Source organism: Teredinibacter purpureus (assembly GCF_014217335.1).
GTDB classification, from domain to species: domain Bacteria; phylum Pseudomonadota; class Gammaproteobacteria; order Pseudomonadales; family Cellvibrionaceae; genus Teredinibacter; species Teredinibacter purpureus.
The window spans coordinates 1,678,028-1,703,341 of sequence record NZ_CP060092.1; the positions used below are offsets into that span (position 1 = coordinate 1,678,028).

Consider the following 25,314-nt stretch of genomic DNA (forward strand, 5'->3'; position numbering starts at 1 on the left):
TCAGTTGAATGACATTAATATTGCAGTTGCGTGGAAATGCGGAAAAAGTGAGAAAAGTGAGTATCGCCCACTAAACGCTGGCGAACGCCTAAACGGAATAGCAGCTTGGCTGACGAGGGCACATGGCTCCGCGTGAACAGATTAGCCGCGCTTCACTTTCGATACCTCTGGCTACCCAGCCAATATTTAAAATACGGGCAACACTGGTTAAATCGGCCTTTATTGCACGGGGGATTTTAGCGGAACCCCCATTTTTAACGCAGGTGAGCTTTAGGCTAGCAGCTATTTCTTGTGCAGCTTTACCTTGTGCTGCAATAGCGGGATTGAGGTCGATACCAGCACACAATACATGGGCGTGTCCTGCTAAATCCTTAACATAGATAGATTCGCACGCATAAATACGTGGTTCGTTATTCACATCCATAATGGATATCTGCGAAGCGGTACCGGTAACTGGGTGGTCAATCATTCGAAAGACCGACCAATGCTGACATGGATCGCCGATCACACGCATATTCCCCCACGGCAAAGGAATACCGTTACCGCGATACACCGCTTTTAACTTGCCCGGCGCGTAAGCATCGAAATAGTGCCAGTGGGGGTAGGGTGAGACCGCCGTCATTCGGCGCATGGCAACCGATTCCGAAACCTCTACGAGTGAACTTACACTGACTTCGTAACCTTGACGGTCGAGCATTTGGCGGAAGGCAACCTTAGGGCAAAGCAGCGCACCGGCAAAAAAACTGCATTCGAAATCTCGCCATGCATGCAAAATATCTTGGGCACCCACAATGGATGACTGGCTGCCAGGTATCGCTTCTTCTAATAAAGTGGTGCTTTGCCCATGTCCGGCGACCAGCACATTTCGGAAAGCTTCTTTATCGTGCAACACGCAGTGGCCAATTTGCACGGCCAAATCGTATTTAAAACGCTTAGGGCGAGCCTTAAGCGCCGTGTTTACATAAATGGTTTTGAGCGGTTCGTAGAAGGAGGTAACGATACAATCATCACCTATCGCGATGTCGTTTTGAACCTCCGAGGGTGTTTCGTCGAACCATCTTATACGCAGGCCTAGTGATTTCACTAGGCCAAGAATATCGCCTTTACTCAGTGGCAATCGCTTTTGACCTATGTCTTCAGCAGCTCGCTCTAAATCGGGGAAATGGTTTTGATGGTGTTCTTGATGGGCCCTTATCAGCAAATGCGCAAACTGTCGCCCTGTGGTACCGGTTTGTGACAGTAACTCTGGAATAGCAATTTGTAATATTTCGTTAGAAAACAAAAAGTTAGGTTCTAGAGCCATACCACTAATACCGCCCCTGCTGCCCTTAACTGGGGTAATATCCTGCTCCTCGGGGATATCATCTAAAAACCATTCAAGCTCTTTTTGAAAGACCGTTGCAATGATCTCTAGCATGTTTTCACTGGGCACTCGCTTACCTCTTTCTATCATGGAAAGGTAGGAAACCGAGGGCGCATATTCCGCCTCAACCTTTACGCAGCGCGCAGACAAATCCTCCATTGTGAGGTGGTTACGCTTACGCAAATTACGTATTTTAGTGCCAAGGAAATGAGCCTTACGCATAAGGCTCTTAGTGTCTTTCATTTTGTAAAATTTACACTGTGAAATTTCTATTGTGAAATTCTAGCGTTTGCTCACCTAAACTGTAGTTAAGCAAACCGCTAACGTAGAACATAGATGTTAGACGCATAAAAGCGAGTTAATAGACTGCTTTAAGTGTAGCTCGGCTATTAGTCCCGATGGCTTGAATGTGAGTTTAAATTGATTAAAACAGTGAAGAAACGGGTATTTACCATGAACATTCCGCAAGAAAATAGCAGTCTTATCAACGATAAATTTTTTACCTTTATCAGCGATGAAGTATTGCCGCTTACCAGCCTACATTCGGTTACATTTTGGGAAGATCTCAACCAGTTAGTTGAAGACCTTATGCCGGTGAATAGGGCGCTTCTTCATACTCGCAACCAGATGCAGGAAAAAATTGATGCATGGCATCAATCGAATCGAGATAGACCGTTCGATGCGAATGCGTATAAATTATTGCTACACACCATTGGTTACTGGGTTGACGAGGGTGAGGATTTTACCCTTTCAACCGATAACGTAGATGCCGAAATTGCCACAATCGCCGGCCCCCAGTTAGTGGTGCCACTTAAAAATGCACGGTTCGCATTGAACGCTGCAAATGCCCGCTGGGGAAGTTTATACGATGCGCTATACGGCACCGATGTTATCCCCCATAAAGATGGTTTGAAACCGTGCAAGCGCCATAACCCTGCGAGGGGCAACCATGTTATTGCGTATGCCAAAAACTGTCTTGACGAAATTTTTCCGTTGGCACATGGCTCACATAAGAATGTTACGAACTACATGGTGTACTACCAGCACCTATTGGCGTTTTTTCCCGATGGTACGGATAGCGGTTTAAAAAACCCGCATCAGTTTGTGGCCTTATGTGGTCACAAAGATAATCCCGAATCAATCTTACTTAAAAATAACGGCTTACATATCGAAATTGTCTTCGATAGAAACGGGGTGAATGGCAAACATGACCTCGCGAAAATAGAAGACATAATTGTCGAGGCCGCCATAACCACAATTATGGATTGCGAAGACTCTGTTGCCGCCGTAGACGCCGAAGACAAACTAGCCGTCTATCGAAATTGGTTGGGTTTAATGCAGGGTGATCTCACTGCAAATTTTGATAAGGGCGGCGTCACCTACACTCGTCGGCTAAACCGCGATAAATGTTTTACTTGTGCTAATGGAGACGATTATCGGTTACCGGGGCGAGCCTTATTGCTTAATCGTAATGTCGGTCATCTTATGGAAAGCGATTTAATGACAGACCGTAATGGAGGCTGTGTTGGTGAGGGGATTCTCGACGCCGTGGTAACCGCGTTAATTGGCTCTGTCGATTTAAACCGGGAACCCAAAGAGATAAAAAATAGCCGTGCGGGCAGTATCTATATTGTTAAGCCGAAAATGCATGGCCCAGAAGAGGTGGCCTTTACGTGCACGTTATTCGACCGTGTAGAAGCGATGCTGGGATTAGAAAAAAATACGTTAAAACTGGGCATAATGGACGAAGAACGCCGAACAACCCTTAATCTAAAAGCGTGTATTCGAGCAGCAAAAGCGCGAGTTTTTTTTATTAATACGGGCTTTCTGGATCGCACTGGCGACGAAATTCATACCAGTATGCACGCAGGCCCTTTCTTACCCAAAGCGCGTATTAAGGAGCAGCCTTGGATTAACGCTTATGAGCATCGAAATGTGGATATTGGTATTGCGTGCGGTTTTCCGGGGCGCGCCCAAATTGGTAAAGGTATGTGGCCAATGCCCGATGAAATGCACAAAATGATGACGCAAAAAATGGAGCATCCTCTAGCGGGTGCAAATACGGCATGGGTGCCGTCGCCTACTGCAGCGGTGCTACACGCATTGCACTATCACAGTATCAATGTGCGAGAGGTTCAAGCGCAACTCGCGAATCGAACGCGCGCGAGCATTGACGATATTGTGTCAATACCCCTTATGTCGGCGCATATGAGCGCGAGTGCCGAGGACATTGAGCGTGAATTAGAAAACAATATTCAAGGTATTTTGGGGTATGTCGTACGATGGGTTGAGCAGGGTGTTGGCTGTTCAAAAGTACCAGACATCAATCATGTGGGATTAATGGAGGATAGAGCAACGTTACGTATATCCAGCCAACATATTGCAAATTGGTTATTACACAACGTGTGTACGGCTCAGCAGGTCAACGACAGTTTGCTTCGAATGGCGGCTGTGGTAGACAGCCAAAATAAAGGTTCAATAGGCTACGAGCCTATGGCGCCAGAGACAGAATCGAGCCTTGCGTTCAACGCAGCGAGAGATTTGATTTTTAAAGGGGTGGATCAGCCTAATGGCTATACCGAACCACTGTTACATCACTACCGTTTACGCGCTAAGCAAAAGGCGAACGGCTGAAGGCGTCAACATTGTGTAACGTGAAAAATTCGCGCAAAGACCAAGACGATATTAATTGAGGTTATTATGAATAAGTACGCAACAGAATCGAATCATGCATCGGCAACCATTAATTCTCAGGGGCATCGTTGGGATTCTATCAACCCCGAATCTGTGGCGCGAATGCGCTTACAAAACCGGTTTGAAACCGGCTTGGATATTGCCCGCTATACGGCGGCTATTATGCGCGCCGATATGGCCGACTACGATGACAATGCAGAACACTATACCCAGTCGTTGGGGTGCTGGCATGGGTTTATCGGCCAACAAAAAATAATCTCCATTAAAAAACATTTTGGTACTACTCAAGGCCGGTATTTGTATTTGTCGGGGTGGATGGTGGCGGCTATGCGTTCAGAATTTGGGCCGCTACCCGATCAGTCTATGCATGAGAAAACGGCGGTTCCAGAATTAATTACCGAATTGTATACTTTTTTAAAACAAGCCGATGCCCGCGAACTAGGCCACATGTTCAAAGCGCTAGATGCTGCACGCGCACAAGGCGACGATATTAAAACGCAAACTATTCAAAATGCCATCGATAGTTTTGAAACCCACGTGGTACCCATTATTGCGGATATTGATGCAGGCTTTGGTAATGAAGAGGCAACCTATCTACTGGCGAAAAAAATGATAGAAGCCGGTGCATGTTGTATTCAAATTGAAAACCAGGTATCGGACGCTAAACAATGTGGCCATCAAGACGGTAAGGTAACCGTGCCCCATGAAGATTTTCTCGCAAAAATAAATGCGGTGCGGTACGCCTTTATGGAGTTGGGGGTTGATGATGGCATTATTGTCGCGCGCACAGACTCCCTCGGAGCAGGGTTAACGCAAAAAATTCCGGTATCGAAAAGTACAGGCGATTTAGCGGAACAGTACAACAATTTTATTGATGGTAAAGCCATCGATAGCATCGAAGATATCGAATCTGGCGACCTTGTTATTTCACAGCAGGGCCGAAAAATAAAGGTAAACAGGTTGTCGAATGGATTGGTACGCTTTAAGCCTAACACCGGAGAAGCGCGAGTTGTACTGGATTGTATTACGTCACTACAGCACGGCGCAGATCTATTATGGATCGAGACAGAAAAACCTCACATCGGGCAGATAGCCGGCATGGTGAAACGTATTCGTGAAGCGGTTCCTAATGCAAAGCTGGTTTACAATAATAGCCCCTCTTTTAACTGGACACTTAATTTCCGTCAGCAAGTGTTTGATGCATGGCAGCAAGAAGGGCGTGACGTAGGCGCGTATGTTCGTGATAACTTAATGCGAGGCGATTACGATAATACCGCGTTAGCGAGTGAAGCCGATGAAAGAATTCGAGCCTTCCAAAAAGAGGCCGCCACGCAAGCGGGTATTTTTCATCACCTAATTACGCTGCCAACGTATCATACGGCAGCGCAGTCTACCGATAGTTTGGCGCGAGACTATTTTGGTGAGCAAGGTATGTTGGCGTATGTGAAAAATGTGCAGCGCAAAGAAATACGCGAAGCATTGGCCTGCGTAAAGCACCAAGACATGTCGGGTTCAAATATAGGGGATGACCACAAAGAGTATTTTTCGGGTGGGCAGGCGCTGAAGGCATCGGGAGAGGGGAATACAATGAATCAATTTTCCTAAGGTTACAGGCCCTAAAAAAAAGCCGCTCACCCGTTAAGGTGAGCGGCTTTTTTTGTGACGCTTAAAATAAGCGTGCGAGACCGATTACCAGCTTAAGCAGTGTGTCTGCTTAACGGAGAAGGCATTCGCTCTTTTCAGTATGCCTTCACCACATTCGCCGCGCTCATAAATATGTTCTTCAGCGAGCATGGAGGTAACGTTGCCATTAGAATCAGCATTACCAATTACGATAAGCAATGTGCCTACCGTTGAATAATCGTAAATGCGTACTTGAAGGATGTCTTGAGTGAAATGGTACGATTCAATAAGACGACCGCTTTCGTCATCATAAACGTATTCCGCTTCTTCAAGATTAGCCAGACGATCGCCAGCCCAGCTGATGGACGTTTCTACGCCATTCGCGCCCCATGTGTATTCCTGCAGTTCGTCAATACTGCCATCAGAACCGAAGTCAACGGTATTGAAGTCGACTTTTCCGTTGCTAAAGAAAGTGCGGGAATGATCATGGAAATTCTCAGACGTAACGCCGCCGTCGCTATCAAAATTTTGAGCATGTTCCGACGCCCCCACAAGATTACCGTTAGACCATTCGTCTTCCCAAGCGAGTTGGGTCATCATTTCGCCCGTTCCTGCATCGCTCCATGCGTCGAAGGAGGTTAACGTAACGACATCGGTTTCGGTGGTATTGGCGGCATCGTAGGTAAAGTCAATGCGCATAGCTTCACGGCCAAGAGGGTATACGTCCGAGATACTGTCTATGATTTGAGCGTGCTGCTCGTTATTGGCGTTGTAGGTATAAGACTGCTGTGCATGCAAAATAAGATCGACGAGCTCTTCGTTTTCGATTACGCCATTGTATTCCCGTACCTCATGCAAACGGTAGGATACTGGCGTTGCCGTTGGGGCGGTAGTCGGTACTGCAGTAGGCACTGCAGTAGGGGTAGTTCCCGAACCAGTACTGCTGCTGCCACCGCCGCCGCAGGCGACGAGTAATGTTGAAAGAGCCAGAAGGGCTAGGGTGTTATGTAGCGTTTTTATCATTTCAGTTCCTTTTAGATAAGCAAAAGCTGCGTCAATATAAAGTGGTTGATTGTCGAATACAATTTAGAATTAACGTATAAAATGACAATCAAACTTAGGTGCCCCTCCTTTTTCAAACAAACCCATTCTTTGGTTGGTGAAAAATTACTGTCGATTTGGTTTTCAAACACTTTCCCTGTAAACGCCCAATTGTTCGATGAGCCGTTTCCCCGCAAGCGCCTAACGGTCTGGTGTTAGCGGCGTGCGGCCGCACCTTGCCTCGTACCTGATTAGCGCCTTTAAGCTGTACTCCTACATCGATTGCGGGTTTTCGTCAAGATGTAATTTGGCTCAGTGGTGAATACCACTTCATATCGACATACTGTCCGCGTCAATCCTACAAGAGCAATTTTCGTGAGTAGGGATGGCTAATAGGCGCTATCGGCAGTGAGCCGATGGTGAATGAATATTCCATACTCAGACAAATGCCAAACTGGATCGATATGAAACTCTACGAATTTCTACAGGATTGCCACCAAAAAAATATCCGTTTTAAATTGTCTGGTGATGCTATAAAAATTAGCGCACCGCCGAACACACTCAACGACGAAACGGTGGCCCTCGTACGTACGCTTAAGCCCGAAATTATCGATTGGCTAAAAGAAGCGAGTAAAGCGGTCGTCGACGAGCAGGCGAGTGATACTCAATCGTCATTAAATATCCCTGTGTCTAAACGCCTTACTGCGCTCCCTGCGTCGTATAACCAAGAGCAGATGTGGTTATCCGAAGCCGTGGATGATGTGGGGCAGGGCTATCATTTTTGTCGAGTACTACACCTTAGTGGGGTGTTGAATAACGGTGCGCTCGAGCGAGCCTTTGACACGATCGTGCAACGGCATGAAACACTGCGCACCAATTTTTACGATGATTCTGGCGTTGTGTGTCAGCGTGTACACGACGCTACGTTTGGCGAAATACCCGTATTGGATTTGAGCGAAAAAGATATTCATATTGCCGAGAGTGAAGCCGAAAGTGCCGCGATAGCCTTTGAAACGCTGCCCTTCGACCTTGCCGGTGATTTAATGATGCGCTGCACATTAATAAAATTGGCCGACGACTACCATCAGTTAGTGGTGGTGCTTCATCATATTGCCTCGGACGGTTGGTCGTTAGGCGTTTTGGTGAATGAACTTAGCGAAAGTTATACCGAGCTTACCGAAGGTACTGCTGCGGTGTTAGATACCTTACCTCGGCAGTATGTCGATTTTGCCGATTGGCAGCGTCAACAAGTAAGTACGGGAGCGTTTAATGATTCCATTCAATACTGGAAACAATCACTTGGCGGAGCCCCAGACGTTCACAGTTTACCAACGGATTTCCCACGCCCGAAGCGTCGTAAATTTCACGGCGAGACCCTAACGCAGCGCATCGATTTCGCTAGCCTCGGGGAGCTAAAGTCCATTGCGCAAACCTCTGGCAGTACCTTGTTTATGGTGTTGCACACGTTGTTTGGTGTAATTTTGTCGAAATACAGCCAATCGAATGATCTAGTGATTGGTACACCAGCCGCGAATCGCTCACACGAATCCTTGAGTGGCTTAATAGGCTATTTTGTGAATATGCTGCCGTTGCGTAACACCTACGACAGCGCGGCAACGTTTAAGCAAACGCTTGCCAGTGTCACAAAAAATAGTCAAGAAGCCTTTGAACACCAGCACGTACCCTTTGATCAAATTGTTCAAACGTGCGCGGCGCACCGTAGCGCCAGTTACAACCCACTGATACAAATAGCCTTTGCCTTTCAGAATAATGATATTCCAGAATTTGAATTGCCAGGGCTGCAGTGTTCAATTAGCGCATTAAAAAAGAACACCACGTTATTCGACCTTCAACTGGATATCTCGGAAGATGCCCACGGCTTGGCGTTAACGTGGGAATATTCTACTGAATTGTTCAAACCGAATTTTATACAAGCCTTAGCCAAACATTTTTTACAGCTAACGCGTGCGGCCATTGTGTCGCCGAACACGCCTATCAATGAACTCGACTACTTAAACGAAGAAGAAAAAAATAACCTGCTGTATACCTGGAATGAACAAAAGGCCGATTACCCACACGATAAGAGTTTGGGCAAACTATTTAATGAGCAGGTAGCAAAAACACCGCATAACGTCGCAACGGTATTCGATGATGCGACGCTCACCTATACGCAGCTTAATGAAAAATCGAATCAATTAGCTGAGTATTTACGTGTTCATCGTGGCGTAGAACGCGGCGCAATGGTAGGCGTGTGTATGGATCGTTCTAGCGATATGGTGGTAGCCATTCTCGCTATTGTTAAAGCGGGTGCAGCTTATGTACCGCTTGATCGCGAGTATCCCGAAGCGCGTTTGCGCTACATGATGGAAGATGCAAAGCTCAATACCGTTATCACGCATCGCGCGATATTTGGGCAGTCACCCATTCCTGCGGCCGCAGCCTTGTGTTTAGACGACGATACCGTTAGTGCAGGCATGGAAAAATGTAGTACCCATGTAAAAGCAGAAGCCACCGCGCAAGATCACGCCTATATTATTTACACCTCAGGTTCCACAGGTAACCCCAAGGGCGTACAAGTCGATCATCGCGCAGTGGTAAGGCTCGTTAAAAACACAAATTATATTTCTCTGACCAGCGACAGCGTCGTTGCACAGGCATCTAACATGTCATTTGATGCTATGACATTCGAATTTTGGGGCGCGCTCTTGAACGGTGGCCAGCTGGTTTACGTAGCCAAAAACACCCTTATTAATCCAAAGCAATTGGGCAATGCCTTACGCGAAAAAAATATTGATACACTCTTTATTACTACGGCGCTGTTTAACGCGATTGCCAACGAAAGCCCAACGGCACTCGCCAATTTAAACGCATTATTGTTTGGCGGTGAAGATTGTTCCCCCACCGCCATTGAAACCATTGTACGTGAAGGAAAACCCGAACATCTTTTACATGTATATGGCCCCACTGAAAATACCACGTTTAGTTTATGGAAGGAGCTTACTGCCGAATATGTGGCGAGTACCCATAAAATTGCGCTGGGTAATGTTATCAGTAATACCGCAGGCTATGTCTTGGATGCACATCGCCAGCTATGCCCCGTGGGCGTAGTAGGCGAACTCTATCTAGCCGGCGCTGGTACTGCGCGTGGTTATTTAAATCGAGAAGCGTTATCGGCAGAGGTCTTTCTTAATAACCCGTTTCATAAAACGGGCTCACAGTGTTCTGGCCCCGTAATGTACAAAACGGGTGATCTTGTTCGACGCTTGCAAAACGGCGACCTCGAATTTATTGGCCGAGTGGATCATCAGGTAAAAATTCGTGGGTTCCGAATAGAGCTTGGAGAAATAGAGCACGCCCTTACATCAATGCCGAGTATTCGCGAAGCCTTTGTTATGGCGCACACCACAGCACGCGGCGACAAACAATTACTGGCGTATATTGCACCGAACCGCGATGACGATACGCTAATAAAGCAAATTCTTGAGAAAACATCGGCGGCTCTGCAATGGTCCGGCGAGATAGAGGCGGTCTTAGCGAATATGTTGCCGGACTACATGGTGCCTTCTGCGTTTATTGTACTACCTCATTTGCCCATTACGCCCAACGGTAAAGTGGATCGAAAAGCGCTGCCGGAACCCACTGCACAGCTACTGGTTAGTGAGTATGTTGCGCCGGCTAATGAAACCGAACAGACACTATGTGAAGCCTGTGAAGCCCTACTGAATGTTGAAAAGATTGGTCGGCACGATAACTTTTTTCAACTTGGCGGCCACTCATTGATGGTTATGCGTTTAGTCGCGACTATAAAAGAGCAAGGCTACATTCTCGACGCGCGGGACGTTTTTTCTGCTCGAACCTTTGCCGATCTTGCGCACTGCATGGCTGCCGTAGAAGCTCACGACGCAAGTGAAAACGTGGCGCTAAATTATGCTATACCGGAAGGTGTTAATCGTCTAACCGCAGACGTATTGCCTCTTATTAATTTGAGTGAAACTGAAATGTCGCTATTGGAAGAGACCCACCCAGGCGGCATTGAAAACCTACACAGCGTATACCCGCTATCGCCACTACAGGATGGTATTTTGTTTCATCATATGATGAATCAAACCTGCGACCCCTATATTTTAACCGCACAATTTGTCATGCCCAGTGCCGAGTCTGCACACACTTTTATTGACGGGTTACAAAACGTCATCAATCGCCATGAAGCGCTGCGTACCAATATTCGCTGGCAGGGTTTGTCGCGTCCGTTTCAGACCGTTAGCCGTGCGGTCGCGTTACCCGTAACCTGGTTAACATTTGATAATGAATGTCCGTTAAACACCAATATGCGAGTAATTGGCGAGCAACACAGCAAGCACATGGATTTGGAACTGAAGCCCCTCATAGAAGTGGTGGTAGGGCAAAGCGAAGGCCAAAGGTCGTGCGGCCTACTATTAACATTCCATCATATTATTTTGGACCATGTGGGCCTCGACATTATTAAACGCGAAATAGCCGCGCATAGCGAAGGCCATAGCGCATCGCTCGAACCGGCTGCGCAGTATGGGCATTTCATTGCCGCGAGCCTACAAGACGATGCGACCTCACGCGCAACCACCTACTTCAGTGAAACACTGGGCGATGTAGATGAAGTGACCGCACCTTTCGGATTAACCGAAGTACAGGGTAACGGCGCGAATATTATTGAATCGAATACAACACTTAGTGCGGATCTTAGTGAGCGAACACGCGCAATCGCAAAAATTGAAAACGTTAGCCCCGGTATTCTTTTTCACGCCGCATGGGCGATGGTTGTTGGCGCGTGTAGTGGCCGAGACGATATTGTATTTGGCTCCGTATTATCGGGCCGCATGCAAGGCGTGAACAATATAGGCAATATGTTAGGTGTCTTTATCAATACACTGCCTTTTCGTATTAATCTCGAAAATGTCAATGCCGAAAGTTTTGTACAGGCAATACAGCATCGCCTGAGAGAACTCATGGCCGTCGAACAAGCGCCATTGGCTCTAGCGCAAAACTGTTCTGGTATTGAAACGGCCCAGCCGCTGTTCAGTGCAATCTTAAACTATCGTCATACCGAAAATACCGCGTCACTCGAAGATAAGTTGGGTTTCACTTTAGTCGAAACGGTCGAGCGCTCTAACTACCCGTTTAATTTGTGTGTTGACGATCTGGGCGATAATTTTCTTCTAACCGCGCAGGTAGACGCGGTGCTGTCTCCCGAACGTATTGTGGCATTGGTAGAAACCGCATTGGAGCAGTTGGTAACATTGTTAGAAACCAAGAGTGACCAAAAAATTAACGCGATTTCGGTATTGTCGGCGCAAGAACGCAGCACGTTGTTGCATGAGTGGAGCGAAGGGCCGAAGAAACAGACGATGCCTTTTGACCTTATTCACCAAACGTTTGAACACCACGCTACCTCAGCGCCAAGCTCCGTTGCGATAATCTTGGGTGAGCAGCAATTAAGTTACGGTGAATTGAACGAGCAGGCGAATAAGCTTGCACATTACCTACGTCGTGAAGCAACCATAACTCCCGATACGTTAATAGGTGTTTGCTTGGAGCGCTCCTTCAATATGGTAATCACCATGCTGGCAATTGTAAAAGCTGGTGGTGCTTACTTGCCTATCGATCCGAATTATCCTCGTGCACGTCTACAGTTTATTGTTGAAGATTCTGGCCTTAGTACTATTGTAACCACGCAATCGCTCGCCACGCTATTTGAGCAAGCAAGCATTATTGCGTTGGACGATACCACCGTGAGCGATGCGATTACGGCAGAGTGCGCCAATAATATTACCGCGTCTAGCGCGGCGTTAATGCCGCAACATCTGGCTTATGCCATTTACACTTCGGGTTCTACGGGAAAACCAAAGGCATCACTGTTAACGCACAGTGGCTTATGCAACCTAGCCGATACCCAACGTCAATCACTAACGGTAGAGGAAAATTATAGTCGCGTTCTACAGTTCGCCTCTGTTGCGTTTGATGCTGCAACCTGGGAATGGGTAATGGCGTTGGCAAATGGCGCAACGTTAGTGCTTATGACGAGTGAACAACAAAAAACACCCGAAGCATTGGATGAACTCGTACAACTCAACAACGTAACACATGCAACATTACCTCCCGTATTGTTGCCGCTGCTGAATAGAGAAAAATGGCGCAGTGTCAGTACCCTTGTAGTTGCGGGTGAAGCCTGTCCGGAAAAAGTGGCTGCGCAATGGTGTGAAGGGCGTACATTTATCAATGCTTATGGCCCGTCGGAAACCACAGTGTGCGCCACCATGGGCCACTACAGCGCGCACAGCACGGCGCTGCACATGGGTAAGCCTATTCAAAATATGTCGGCTTACGTACTGAATACCCATCAAGAGCTTGCGCCCATTGGGGTGCCGGGCGAACTCTATATTGGCGGGCAAGGTGTAGGTCGAGAATATTTAAATCGAGACGCATTAACGCGCGAAAAATTCATACCTAATCCTTTTTCAAATACTCGGTCTAGATCATCAGATACGCTCTATAGAACGGGTGATCTAGTACGTTGGTTAGAGGATGGCAATCTAGAATTTTTAGGCCGCATCGATCACCAGGTTAAAATTAGAGGCTTGCGCATTGAGCTGGGTGAAATCGAAAATACCTTGTTGGCGCAAGCTACGGTCGATAATGCCATTGTGGTCGCACAAGACAATGCGCGTGGCGATAAAAGCCTGGTCGCGTACGTTGCGAGCAATAATGAAGCGGTTGTAAAAGAACTGCATACTGCGCAAGGCCGTCAACCAGAAAATGCCGCCTGCAAAACCGAAGAGGCACAATTACGGCTAGCGCTACACGCGGCCTTACCCGATTATATGGTGCCAACAGGGTTGGTGTTATTACCAACTTTGCCGGTTACTGTTAACGGAAAAATTGACCGTAAAGCACTGCCGGCGTTTGAGCCTTCTGATGCGCAAGCTGAATTTGTAGCGCCGATTAGCGAGACACAAAAACGTGTTGCAGCGATATGGCAGGACGTCTTACAGCGCGATAACGTTGGCCTACACGATAACTTTTTTCAGCACGGCGGCCATTCATTGTTAGCGGCACGTGCGATTGGTCGAATGAATGCAGAATTTTCGTTAGCCTTACCGCTTACTGCATTATTTGATCAGAAAACGATTATCGCTATTAGTACATTAATCGATTCGCAAAGTGACAGATCGGTTGATAACGTAATAGGTGAATACTCGCGAGACAACGAATTGCTTGCGTCTTTCTCCCAGCAACGTCTCTGGGTACTCGATAAAATTGATGGCGGCAGTGCTCATTACAATATGCCGAGCGTATTGGCCTTAACGGGGTCATTAGATTACAAAGCCGTAGAACAGGCGTTTAATAGAATTGTTCAACGCCACGAAAGTGTACGTACCCAGTTTTATACGAATGAAAATGGCGATGTGTGTCAGCGTATAAGGCCGTTTGTGACCCAGCCCGTAGGTTTTCATGATGTATCGACAGCGGGCGATGAACAGGCCATAACGACGGCATGGCAAACGTTAGCCAAAACAGAGGCTGCATTGGCCTTCGATCTGGACCATGATTATTGTATTCGTGCGTCGATTATTAAACTAAATGACACCGAACATCGATTATTGGTAACGGCCCATCATATTGCTTTCGATGGGTGGTCATCCGCTATCTTGATGCGTGAGTTCACCGAATATTACACGGCGAGTACGCAGCAACGATCAGCACAGCTTATGCCTCTCAGTATTCAGTACGCCGATTACGCCCAATGGCAGAGAGAGAAACTTCAAGGTGATGCGCTGGAAACGGAGCTTGATCATTGGCAAGGCAATTTAGATCACTTGCCCGTTGTGCATAGTTTGCCACTCGATAAACCTCGCCCTGCGGTGCAAACTTACAATGGCTGCACCTACACATCAGTATTGTCAGAAGATAATGTGGGCGCGCTAAAGGCGCTGTGTCAGCGAACCGATGCAACGCTCTTTATGGGCTTGCATGCAGCGCTTAGCGTTTTACTTTCTCGCTACAGTAATGAAACCGATATTGTTATTGGTTGCCCTACGGCTAACCGTGAACAGCAGGGTATAGCCGAGTTGATTGGGTTTTTCGTCAACAATCTTGTACTGCGCAGTGAATTATCCGAATCGGATTGTTTTAATGACGTTTTGCAAAAAAGTAAGTGTTGCCTAAAGCAGGCGTATGATCACCAACAAGTACCGTTCGAAAAAATTGTCGAGCGGCTACAACCTCAACGCAGTTTAAGTCATAGTCCGTTATTTCAAATAATGTTGGTATTACAAAATAATGAAGAGGCCGATCTATCGTTACCCGGTTTGCAATTGCAGCATATTGCAGAAGGCAATACGGTATCAAAATACGATCTCACTTTACACGTGACTGAAAACGAAGGGCACCTCAATCTAGGGTGGGAATTTAATACCGATCTATTTTTACCTGCAACCATTGCGCGTATGGCAAATCATTTTGACCGTGTTCTCAGCGCTGCTTTGGCCGCGCCAACCGACAATATTTATGCGCTAGAGATGCTCGATAATGACGAATGTGTTAAGCAGTTGCACGATTGGAATAAGGTCACGCCAAACGCACTCGAGCACTCAGCCATACATCGCTACTTCGAGCGAAAGGTTGATGAACAGCCAAAGGCAATCGCTGTTGTATTTGAAGATGAAACCTTAACCTATGAGCAATTAAATGGTCGTGCCAATCAGTTAGCTCATTTTATGGTGCGCGAGCGTGGCATTGTGGCCGGTGAGTTAGTAGGCATTAGTGTAGACCGATCACTGAACATGATTGTTGGCATACTGGCGGTGTTAAAAGCGGGCGGTGCGTATGTGCCATTCGATCCCGACTACCCCGTCGATAGGCTCGCCTTCATGTTGCAAGATTCTGGTGTGAAGACTGTCATTACCTCACAAAGTGTCTTCACTAAAACACCCATAACCGCTTCACAAGCGCTGTGCCTGGATGACCCGGAAGGATTGTACCGTTTCGCCCGCCAGCCTCTTGCAAACCTTGCTTCACCGGACGTAGCAATAACGCTCGACAGCTTGGCGTATGTTATCTACACCTCCGGCTCTACCGGAAAGCCTAAAGGCGTTAAGGTTAACCACCGTAATTTAATGGCCTCTACACAGGCCCGATTTAATTATTACACCACACCGTTAACGGCGTTCTTATTATTAAGCCCGTGTAGTTTTGATAGCTCTATAGCGGGTATTTTTTGGTCGTTAATGAGTGGTGCGAAGCTGGTAGTGCCCGATAAGAGTCGCCTTTCCAAACTCGATACGTTACTGGCACTAGTAAATAAAGAGCGGGTTAACTATTTGTTATCAGTTCCTTCTCTTTACCAAGAAATGTTGGGGTTAATGAAGCTTAATGGGCAAGGCGCATCATCGCTAGAGGGCGTAATTCTGGCCGGTGAGGCTTTACCGCCGGCGCTGGCAATAGAGCACCATGCCTCTCTGGGTGATCGTTGCGCATTGTTTAATGAATATGGCCCAACCGAAGCGACGGTCTGGAGTACCGTGCATAAACTTAGCGGTACGCCTGAGGGCAGTGTACCCATTGGTAAATCGCCGAATTTAGCGAAGCTTTATGTTGTAAACAATGGCCAGTTGGTTCCAGAAGGAACACCGGGCGAACTGCTCATTGGTGGTCATGGCGTAAGCCAGGGTTATTTAAATCAACCCGCGTTGACGCACGAGAAATTCATTACTAATCCATTTTATGATGACAGCGATATAACCGCCTCTAAGCAGCTGTATCGCTCTGGTGATCTCGTAAGATGGTTACCCGACGGCAATTTGGATTTTCTAGGACGGGTAGACCAACAAGTCAAAATCCGAGGGTTTCGAATTGAACTGGGTGAAATTGAAAATACATTAAGCGCCTATGCAACGGTAAAAGAAGCATTGGTTATCGCGAAAGAAAACGCGAGTGGCGATCAATATTTAGCGGCCTATATTGTGCCCGAGAGCAAGGTTACAACTGATCACGCGGCCTATAGTGATGCCTTGCAGGTGGACATGCGAAAAACCCTCCCTGACTATATGGTGCCTTCGGCGTATTTACTTCTTGATGTTTTCCCCCTAACACCAAATGGAAAAATTGACCGTAAAGCGTTGCCGGAAATTGATTTAGGGAATAGCCAACACGACTACCGTGCGCCGGAGACAACCCTCGAACGAGAGATATGCGCACTTTGGCAAGACGTATTGAGGTTGGAACGTGTCGGTATGAACGATGCTTTTTTCGAAATTGGTGGGCATTCATTATCTGCCACGCGTTTAATGGCCTTGATAAATAAGCAATACTCCCTCGCGCTACCTTTGAATACGTTGTTTAGCCATCAGCGCGTGTCTGCGCTTGTGGCGGAAATAAAGCGGGCTACACCGGTTAGCCCAATACCCGACATTGTACAGGCCGATCGATCTCAACCACTTGCACTATCGTACGCACAACAACGTTTATGGATGTTGGATCAGATTGATGGCGGTAGCGCACACTACAATATGCCAAACGTACTACGGTTAAGTGGAGAGCTTAATATTTCGGCGTTGAACGCGGCCTTTTGCACCATCGTGCAACGTCATGAAAGTTTACGAACCCGTTTTGAGACCGATACTCAAGGTCGTGCGTTACAGGTTATCGACGATATTCAAACCGTCGACATGCCTGTAGTGGATATTCGTCACCTGCCCTCCATGGAACGCGAAACGCATATCGCTACACTCTCAATGGAGGAGGCGGCCACCGTCTTTTCACTAGAACACGACCTAATGATACGGGTTAAATTAATTCAGGAAACCGACACCGATAGCCTATTGTTAATGACGTTGCATCACATTGCCGCAGACGGCTGGTCTATCTCGGTATTAATGAATGAATTTAATGCGCTCTACAATGCCTTTAACCAGAACGCAGAAAATCCATTAGCGCCACTAGCCATACAATATGCCGACTATGCGCATTGGCAGCGTGAATGGTTACAGGGCGATGTGCTTGCAGAAAAAATTGCGTACTGGAAAAACCAACTAGACCAACTGCCGGTTACTCATAGCTTGCCGCTCGATTACGAAAGGCCAGCCATGCAAAGTTACGCGGGAGAAACCTATACCACACTGTTACACAGTAGTGTACGTGATCAGTTAGCTGACTATTGCCAGCGGCAAGGCGCCACCTTGTTTATGGGTGTCCATACAGCTTTTTCCGCATTGTTGGCACGTTATAGCGATGAAAAAGATATTGTGGTGGGTAGCCCAGTGGCGAATCGTGAACAAACAGACGTGGCCGACCTCATAGGGTTTTTCGTCAACAATTTAGTGTTACGTAGCGACCTTACGGTTAACCCTTCGTTTTCCTCGTTGCTTAACGCCAATAAAGCGATGTTGATCGATGCGTATGAGCATCAGCAGGTATCGTTTGAGCAAATTGTTGAAGCATTGCAGCCCGAGAGAAGTTTAAGCCATAGCCCACTCTTCCAAATAATGTTGGTGTTTCAAAATAATGAGCAAGGCGAGCTGAATATTCCAGGCTTGTCGGTGAATCCTGTTCATCAAAATCTGCCTATCGCAAAATATGACCTAACGCTGCACATTAACGAAAGCAATGCAGGGCTTGAACTAAACTGGGAGTTTAATACCGATCTGTTCAAGCGCGATACGATAATGGCAATGTGCGAAAGTTTTAGTACATTACTCGTGAATATGTTGTCACACCCAGAGCAAGCACTATTTGAATTACCGGTGTTGAGTGAGCAGCAGCAACGCCAACCGCTACACCTTTGGAATAAAACCACCACAGATTTTCCGTCAGAGACTTGCTTCCACCGTTTGTTTGAACATTTTGCGGCCATGTCGCCCGAATCTGACGCATTAATATTAGACGGCGTTCATATGAATTACGCCGAACTGAATCAGCGTGCGAATCGGTTTGCTCGTCATCTTTTGACCAAAGGCGTAACGCTAGACAGTTTAGTGGGGCTTTGTGTTGATCGCTCCATGGAAATGGTTGTCGCCATGCTTGGCATTCAAAAAGCGGGCGCGGCTTATGTACCTATCGACCCGCAATACCCTCAGGCACGCATTGATTACATCGTAGAGGATGCGGTGCTTGAAACGGTTGTCACCCAAACCTCTACTGCCGGGCTATTACCGTTGGAACCCTCTCAGTTGGTAGTGTTGGACGATCCCGCGTTAGTTGCATCCTTATTGCTGAACGACAACAGTAATCTGTCGCATCAAGAGGTTGCTGTCGATAATAATCATGTGGCGTATGCGATCTACACCTCGGGCTCTACTGGCAACCCGAAGGCGTCGCTATTGGAGCATAAAGGCTTATGTAACTTGGTAATGGCGCAACGAGAATCACTTAACGTTGCACCTACTAGCCGAATTTTACAGTTTGCATCGGTAGCGTTTGACGCAGCAACGTGGGAGTTGGCTATGGCGCTAGGTAACGGTGCGGCACTGGTGCTTATGAACAGCGAAAGCGCCAAAGTGCCCGACGATATCTCGGCAGTCGTGGCGCAAACAGGCGTAACACACGCAACCTTGCCGCCGGTCTTGTTGCCTGCGCTTTCATTAGAGGCGTGGGAAAACGTGGCAACTATAGTGGTGGCTGGTGACGCGTGCTCCGATGCGTTGGCCAAAAAATGGAGTGTAGGTAGACGCTTTATCAACGCGTACGGCCCGTCAGAAACCACCGTATGTGCAACCTTAGGCGCATACAATTCCAGTGAAGACAACGTACTGCATATGGGCACGCCCTTACAAAATGTTCAAACCTATGTGCTAAATGAATCGTTACAGTTGGCGCCAATCGGCACGCCGGGAGAGCTGTATATTGGTGGGGTAGGTCTTGCGCGGCAGTATTTAAATCGTGTGGAAATGACACAGGAAAAATTTGTTCGCAATCCCTTTTTCGATAGCGACTCCGCTGCACACAGCGCCCGACTCTATCGTTCGGGTGACCGTGTTCGCTGGCTCACCGATGGCAATCTAGAATTTTTAGGCCGCATGGATAACCAGGTTAAAATTCGCGGCCTGCGTATTGAACTCGGTGAAATTGAAAGTGCTTTGGCAAATATTCAAGGTATAGACGACGCCGTAGTACTGGTGCGCACCGACGCTGAAAATGACAAAACATTAGTGGCCTACGTGGTATGCGCGCTAGAACACACCATTAACGACGACGAAAATGCCGAGTACCAGAACCGTGAAATGGCGCGTCTTAGACGAGAGCTGGGTACGCGTTTGCCCGACTATATGGTGCCCTCGCACTTCGTCTTAATGCCCGAGTTCCCCGTTACCTCAAACGGAAAAGTCGATCGTAAGGCATTGCCCGAGCCAGATGTTAGCCGCGTTCAAGCCGTTTACGTTGCGCCAACCAACGACACAGAAAAATTTGTATGTGAACTATTCGAAGAGCTTTTATCGGTGGAGCGAGTAGGTATTACCGATAACTTCTTCCACCTCGGCGGCCATTCGCTAATGGCAACCAAGTTGATTACCCGCATTAATAATAATTTTGATATTAATCTAGCCTTACAGAAAATATTTAACAGCCATACCGTAGAACAGCTTGTTACCAATATTGAAGAGTGTCAGTTGATGTCCTCCATTCAACAGGATTCTCCTTCCCAGACCGCATCCGATGAAATGGAATTAACACTATGAGCGCAATATTAGAGTTACTTAAAACCTTAAAAGAAAAGAATATTCGACTCGATTTAGACAGCAATGAAAATCTAGTCGTTAAAGGTGATCGCAGTGCGTTGAATAACGAACTGGTTACCGCGATAAAATCGTCCAAGGCGGCTTTAGTTGAAGTACTGAAACAAAATTGGCCTCTCACCAAACACACGATAAAAGCCGTGCCGCGCGACCGAGAGGGGTATCCAACCTCGTTTTCTCAGCAACGCTTATGGTTTTTAGATCAAATGGAAGATGAAACTAAGCATTTTAATATGCCTCAAGCCCTTAAACTCAGTGGCACCTTAAATGTTGAAGCACTAAGCAACGCGTTAACCACTATCGTGGAACGCCACGAAAGTTTGCGCACTTGTTTTAGTGAAGATGACAACGGTGAGCCAATGCAGTGTATTCAGCCTGCCACGGCGGTTGATATAATCGAGCATAACCTCACTGCTTTAGAGGCTGGTGAGCGTGAATTAACGATTGCGAAAATGGTACTAGACGAAGCCGCGCGTCCGTTTCAATTGGATTCGGACCTCATGATCCGCGCAACGTTGTTAAAAATCTCGGCCAGTGAGCATATTCTGTTTGTGACCTTGCACCACATCGCGTCCGACGGCTGGTCAATGGCTGTATTGATCAATGAATTCTCAGCACTTTATCGTGCGTATTCGGCAGGCCAAGCCAATCCGTTACCGGCACTGGATGTACAATACGTCGATTATGCACTGTGGCAGCGAGAAGTTTTACAAGGTGAAGAGCTCGACAAGCAATTGTCTTATTGGGACGATCAACTTGCCGGCATACCCGAAGTGCACGCCTTGCCGTTAGATTTTACCCGGCCTACAGAGCAAACCTTTGAAGGCGAGATTGTACAACGACAGTTAAGTGCGTCGTTATCCGCTAAATTAAACCAATTCTGTACTGAGAAGGGCGCAACCTTATTTATGGGATTGCATGCGGCCTTTTCGGTACTGCTGTCACGTTATGGTAATGAACGCGATATCGTGATGGGCACTTCTATTGCGAATCGCGAGCAGCCCGAAATTGCCGGGTTAATTGGTTTTTTCGTGAACAACTTAGTGTTGCGCTCAGATCTTTCTGAAAACCCAAGCTTCGAAAAACTACTCGCGCAAAGCAAGCAAACGCTATTGCAAGCCTATGCGCACCAGCAGGTGCCGTTCGAACAGATTGTTGAGCGCTTACAGCCACAGCGTAATCTTAGCCATAGCCCGCTCTTCCAGGTTATGTTGGTACTGCAAAATAACGAGCAAGGTGTTTTGGAGCTTCCCAATCTCACCATGAGTACTGTCGAGCAAGAAAGTACTGTCTCGAAATATGATCTCACGCTAAACGCCACCGAAAATGACAACGGATTATTGTTGGGCTGGGAATATAATACGGGCCTCTTTAGTCGTGAACGTATTGAAACCATGGCGCTGCATTTTGAACAAGTGCTAGAGCGTATGCTTGAGTCACCTTTGGTCTCGGTCGGCAGCATCAGTGTTCTAACGGCTGATGAAGAGCGTATGCTCGTGTCACAACGCAATCAATCAACCGTTGCCTTTCCTCACAGCACCTGCGTTCAAGAACTTTTCGAAGCCATGGTTGAACAAAAGCCGGATTCACCCGCAGCCATGTTTGATGAGGAATCGTTGACCTATCGCGAATTAAACGAACGGGCAAATCGACTTGCCCATTACCTATTGCGTCAGCGCCAAATAAAACCGGAGTCCCTTGTAGGGATTTGTCTTGATCGCTCATTGGATATGGTCGTAAGTGTGTTAGCGGTGCTGAAGGCCGGTGGTGCGTATGTGCCACTGGACCCCGACTACCCACAAGCACGATTGGAATATTTACTGGAAGACGCTAATCTCGAGACGGTCCTCACGCAAATGGATGTGCTACAGCGCACGTGCTTAACGGTTGAACAATCGTTGTGCTTAGATGACCCTTCCTTGCAGTTAGTTTTGGACCATCAAGCTATTACCAATATTCCGGTAACGGATTTATCGCTCGATGCCCAAAATGTGGCGTACGCGATTTACACCTCGGGATCAACCGGCAACCCAAAGGCTTCGTTATTGGTTCACCGAGGGTTGGCGAATTTGGCGCTCGGTCAAATTGACGGATTTTCGGTTAACGAAAATAGCCGAGTCTTACAATTTGCGAGCTTTGCCTTCGATGCTGCAACCTCCGAAATATTTATGGCGCTACTTAAAGGCGCCACCTTGGTTATTCCTCAGCGTGAGGTGGTTAAATCCGCCGATGCTTTGTCTGCCTTAGTTGAAGCAGTAGGCGTTACGCATGTCACGTTACCGCCCGTAATGTTGCCCTTACTCACCCAATCACAGTGGGGAAGCGTGGAAACGTTAATTGTCGCCGGCGACGCGTGCCCGCTCGCGCTTGCACAAGAATGGTCACAAGGCCGGCAGTTTATCAATGCGTATGGCCCCTCAGAAACCACCGTATGTGCCACGTTAGGCGAGTACCGCGAAGGTGATAATCTGTTGCATATTGGTCGTCCCCTGCAAAATGTTCAGGTGTATGTGTTAAATGAAGAGCGTCAACTGGTGCCAGAAGGAGCGTCGGGTGAACTGTATATTGGTGGTGTGGGTTTATCGAAAGGGTATTTGAATCGAGAAAATCTTACGCGTGAAAAATTTGTCGAAAATCCCTTCTACGACGCGGATAATTCAGCTGCGAGTGAACGACTTTATCGCACGGGTGATTTAGTGCGTTGGACAAGTGGCGAAAACCTCGAGTTTCTAGGCCGTATTGATCAGCAAGTAAAAATTCGCGGGTTCCGTATTGAATTGGGTGAAATAGAAAACACGTTAATCTCCCATCAGCACGTCAGCGATGCAATTGTCACCGTGTGGAAAATGGCCGAAGACGATAAGCGTCTGGTTGCCTATCTTGTGCGTACTAACAGCGATGAAACGACGCTAGATCAAGAAACTCTAGTAGAACAGCTACGCCAATCACTCGCCGCGCGCCTACCCGATTACATGATGCCATCAGCCTTTGTATGCATTGATAAGATCCCATTAACACCTAATGGTAAGGTTAACCGGAAGGCATTACCTGAACCTGACATTTCCCAAGTGACGGTAACGTACATTCCGCCCACAACGGAAACCGAAGCGCGCTTATGTGAGTTGTGGCAATCCATTTTAAGTGTAGAGCGCATTGGTATCGCCGATAATTTCTTTCATAGGGGTGGGCATTCTCTTCTTATGCTTCGGCTGGTGAAAGCGCTAGAGCAGGAATTTAGTCTAACCGTTAGCCTTAAAGTCATGTTTCAGTTCCCGGACTTACAGAGCCTTGCCGCCTACCTGGAATTGGCTTCGTCGTCCGACGCCACTGATAGCGACGCATTGGGCGCTCAGGAGGAATTAGAGACATTTGCTATCTAAAGCAACTTTTGTGTATGCGCTAATTATCGCTCAATAATGCCCACCAAGCCTCCGTCTTTACGGGGGCTTTTTGTTGTGCGGTGAAACCCTTATTTTTACCCTTTAATAGTACGAGCCGTCATCTTTTCGGCCTGCCATCGCGCGCTGTGCGCCTCAGCTTTACGCTGCACGTCTATGCCGTGGTGAAACAGGGTAAGAGGCTGTTCAAGCCCATAGCGTTAGAATTTCCCACCAAAAACGATCGCGCTAGCCGCCATTCTGTCAGATCTTACAGCTATTAACGATGTACTAACTCGAGCGAGAATGTTGCAACGAATTTGATTAATAGCAATGGGTGTGTGTGCAGGTATGCCTGTATCCCATTGGCTATAGCAGACAACTTTACCTAGGAAGGCACCCTATGAATGCAACTGTAGCAGTATGTGAAGCTGAATTTGAATCGACAACCCTCAGTGTTGAAGATGATCTTTCCAAACTTGAAGAGATTGCGTTAGGCGATGTAGATGTCGTGCGCGATCAAATTATCGAAACACTTAAGCGAGATCACGTAGCGCTGGTACGCGGTGCTACGCAAGAACAAGCCGATGACATTTTGCTGCGGGTCACTGAGTTTTTTGGGCTAAGTGAAGCACTCGAGATTCAGGCTGGGTTTGCCTCTGTAAAAGGCCACAGAGAAAATTTGGGCAAGTATTTTATGAGTGTGAACAAACGAACGGATTACCAGTTTATTCCGCCCCACTCAGAAGGTACGCGTTTTACGAATATGCATATTGCCTCGTTGTATTGTTATGAAAACACCACCGACGGTGGCGAAAATATTTTAATGAACGTTAATTCCGAGAGTGATATCTGGGAAAGTATGAGCGAAATATCACTGAAAGTGGATATCGGCGATAAAAAGCTCACGCCCACCGAAGTATCAGCAGCGAAAATGATGTTTCAAATCACCTTGCCCGACGATTTAATTAGCGCTACGGATAAAGTTGTAAAATCAAAACCCTCACATGTACCGGGCATTAAAATGTTTGATGTGTTAACACCCTCCAAACCAACCCATTCGGTCATTCTAGATAAAGATGTGAATGTGTATTGGGACAATATGGCCAGTACCGATTACGACTCAGCAAAAGAATATTACGCCATGCTGACAACATCGGGATTGCTTCGCGAACCTGAAAAAAAGCGTAGGCTTCAACAGTACGATAATGCAGCAGGGCGCAGAGTTTGGTCGTCCGGCGCACAGTATTCCGATCTGTTTACGTCGAAACTCACGTTAAAATTACAGCCTGGCGATTTGATTATTCAGAATAACTTAACGTGGGTACATTCAACCTGTAATTGGACACCCGCAAGCGGCAACCGAAAAGTCGCGGCGGCATTCGCCTAGCGTAAAGGCGAGGCTAACGACCCTATTGTCAACAACATTATTAACCACGGACGTGTAACGGCT

At 47.2% G+C, this 25,314-nt stretch carries 7 protein-coding genes; 5 read left to right on the forward strand and 2 right to left on the reverse strand.

Annotated features, from left to right (window positions below; all coding sequences use genetic code 11):
- Nucleotides 1-88 precede the first annotated feature (88 nt).
- Complete coding sequence (locus H5647_RS07445) at nt 89-1,606, reverse strand: DUF3612 domain-containing protein (protein ID WP_045857535.1); 1,518 nt, start codon at nt 1,604-1,606, stop codon at nt 89-91.
- A 210-nt stretch (nt 1,607-1,816) separates the two neighbouring features.
- Here H5647_RS07445 and H5647_RS07450 point away from each other — a divergent pair, with 210 nt between their 5' ends.
- Complete coding sequence (locus H5647_RS07450) at nt 1,817-3,997, forward strand: malate synthase G (RefSeq protein WP_045857536.1); 2,181 nt, start codon at nt 1,817-1,819, stop codon at nt 3,995-3,997.
- A gap of 66 nt (nt 3,998-4,063) precedes the next feature.
- Nucleotides 4,064-5,662, forward strand: a complete 1,599-nt coding sequence (locus H5647_RS07455; RefSeq protein ID WP_045857538.1) for an isocitrate lyase — start codon at nt 4,064-4,066, stop codon at nt 5,660-5,662.
- Between the two features lie 84 nt (nt 5,663-5,746).
- Here H5647_RS07455 and H5647_RS07460 read toward each other — a convergent pair whose 3' ends face one another.
- A complete protein-coding gene (locus H5647_RS07460) occupies nt 5,747-6,703 on the reverse strand; it encodes a hypothetical protein (protein ID WP_045857539.1) in 957 nt (318 codons plus the stop codon).
- A gap of 482 nt (nt 6,704-7,185) precedes the next feature.
- Between H5647_RS07460 and H5647_RS07465 the strand changes: the two genes are divergently transcribed.
- The 3 genes from H5647_RS07465 to H5647_RS07475 all read left to right on the forward strand — a co-directional run bounded on the left by H5647_RS07465 (nt 7,186) and on the right by H5647_RS07475 (nt 25,251).
- Nucleotides 7,186-20,427, forward strand: coding sequence for a non-ribosomal peptide synthetase (locus H5647_RS07465; protein ID WP_162926320.1), 13,242 nt, complete (start codon nt 7,186-7,188; stop codon nt 20,425-20,427).
- Nucleotides 20,424-23,864: a non-ribosomal peptide synthetase gene (locus tag H5647_RS07470; RefSeq protein WP_052691926.1), complete on the forward strand. Its 3,441-nt coding sequence runs from the start codon at nt 20,424-20,426 to the stop codon at nt 23,862-23,864. The genes H5647_RS07465 and H5647_RS07470 overlap by 4 nt, the downstream gene beginning before the upstream one ends.
- 400 nt (nt 23,865-24,264) lie before the next feature.
- Nucleotides 24,265-25,251 carry a Fe(II)-2OG oxygenase family protein gene (locus tag H5647_RS07475; protein ID WP_045857544.1) on the forward strand — a complete coding sequence of 329 codons (987 nt, stop codon included), beginning with the start codon at nt 24,265-24,267 and terminating at the stop codon, nt 25,249-25,251.
- Nucleotides 25,252-25,314: the final 63 nt, after the last annotated feature.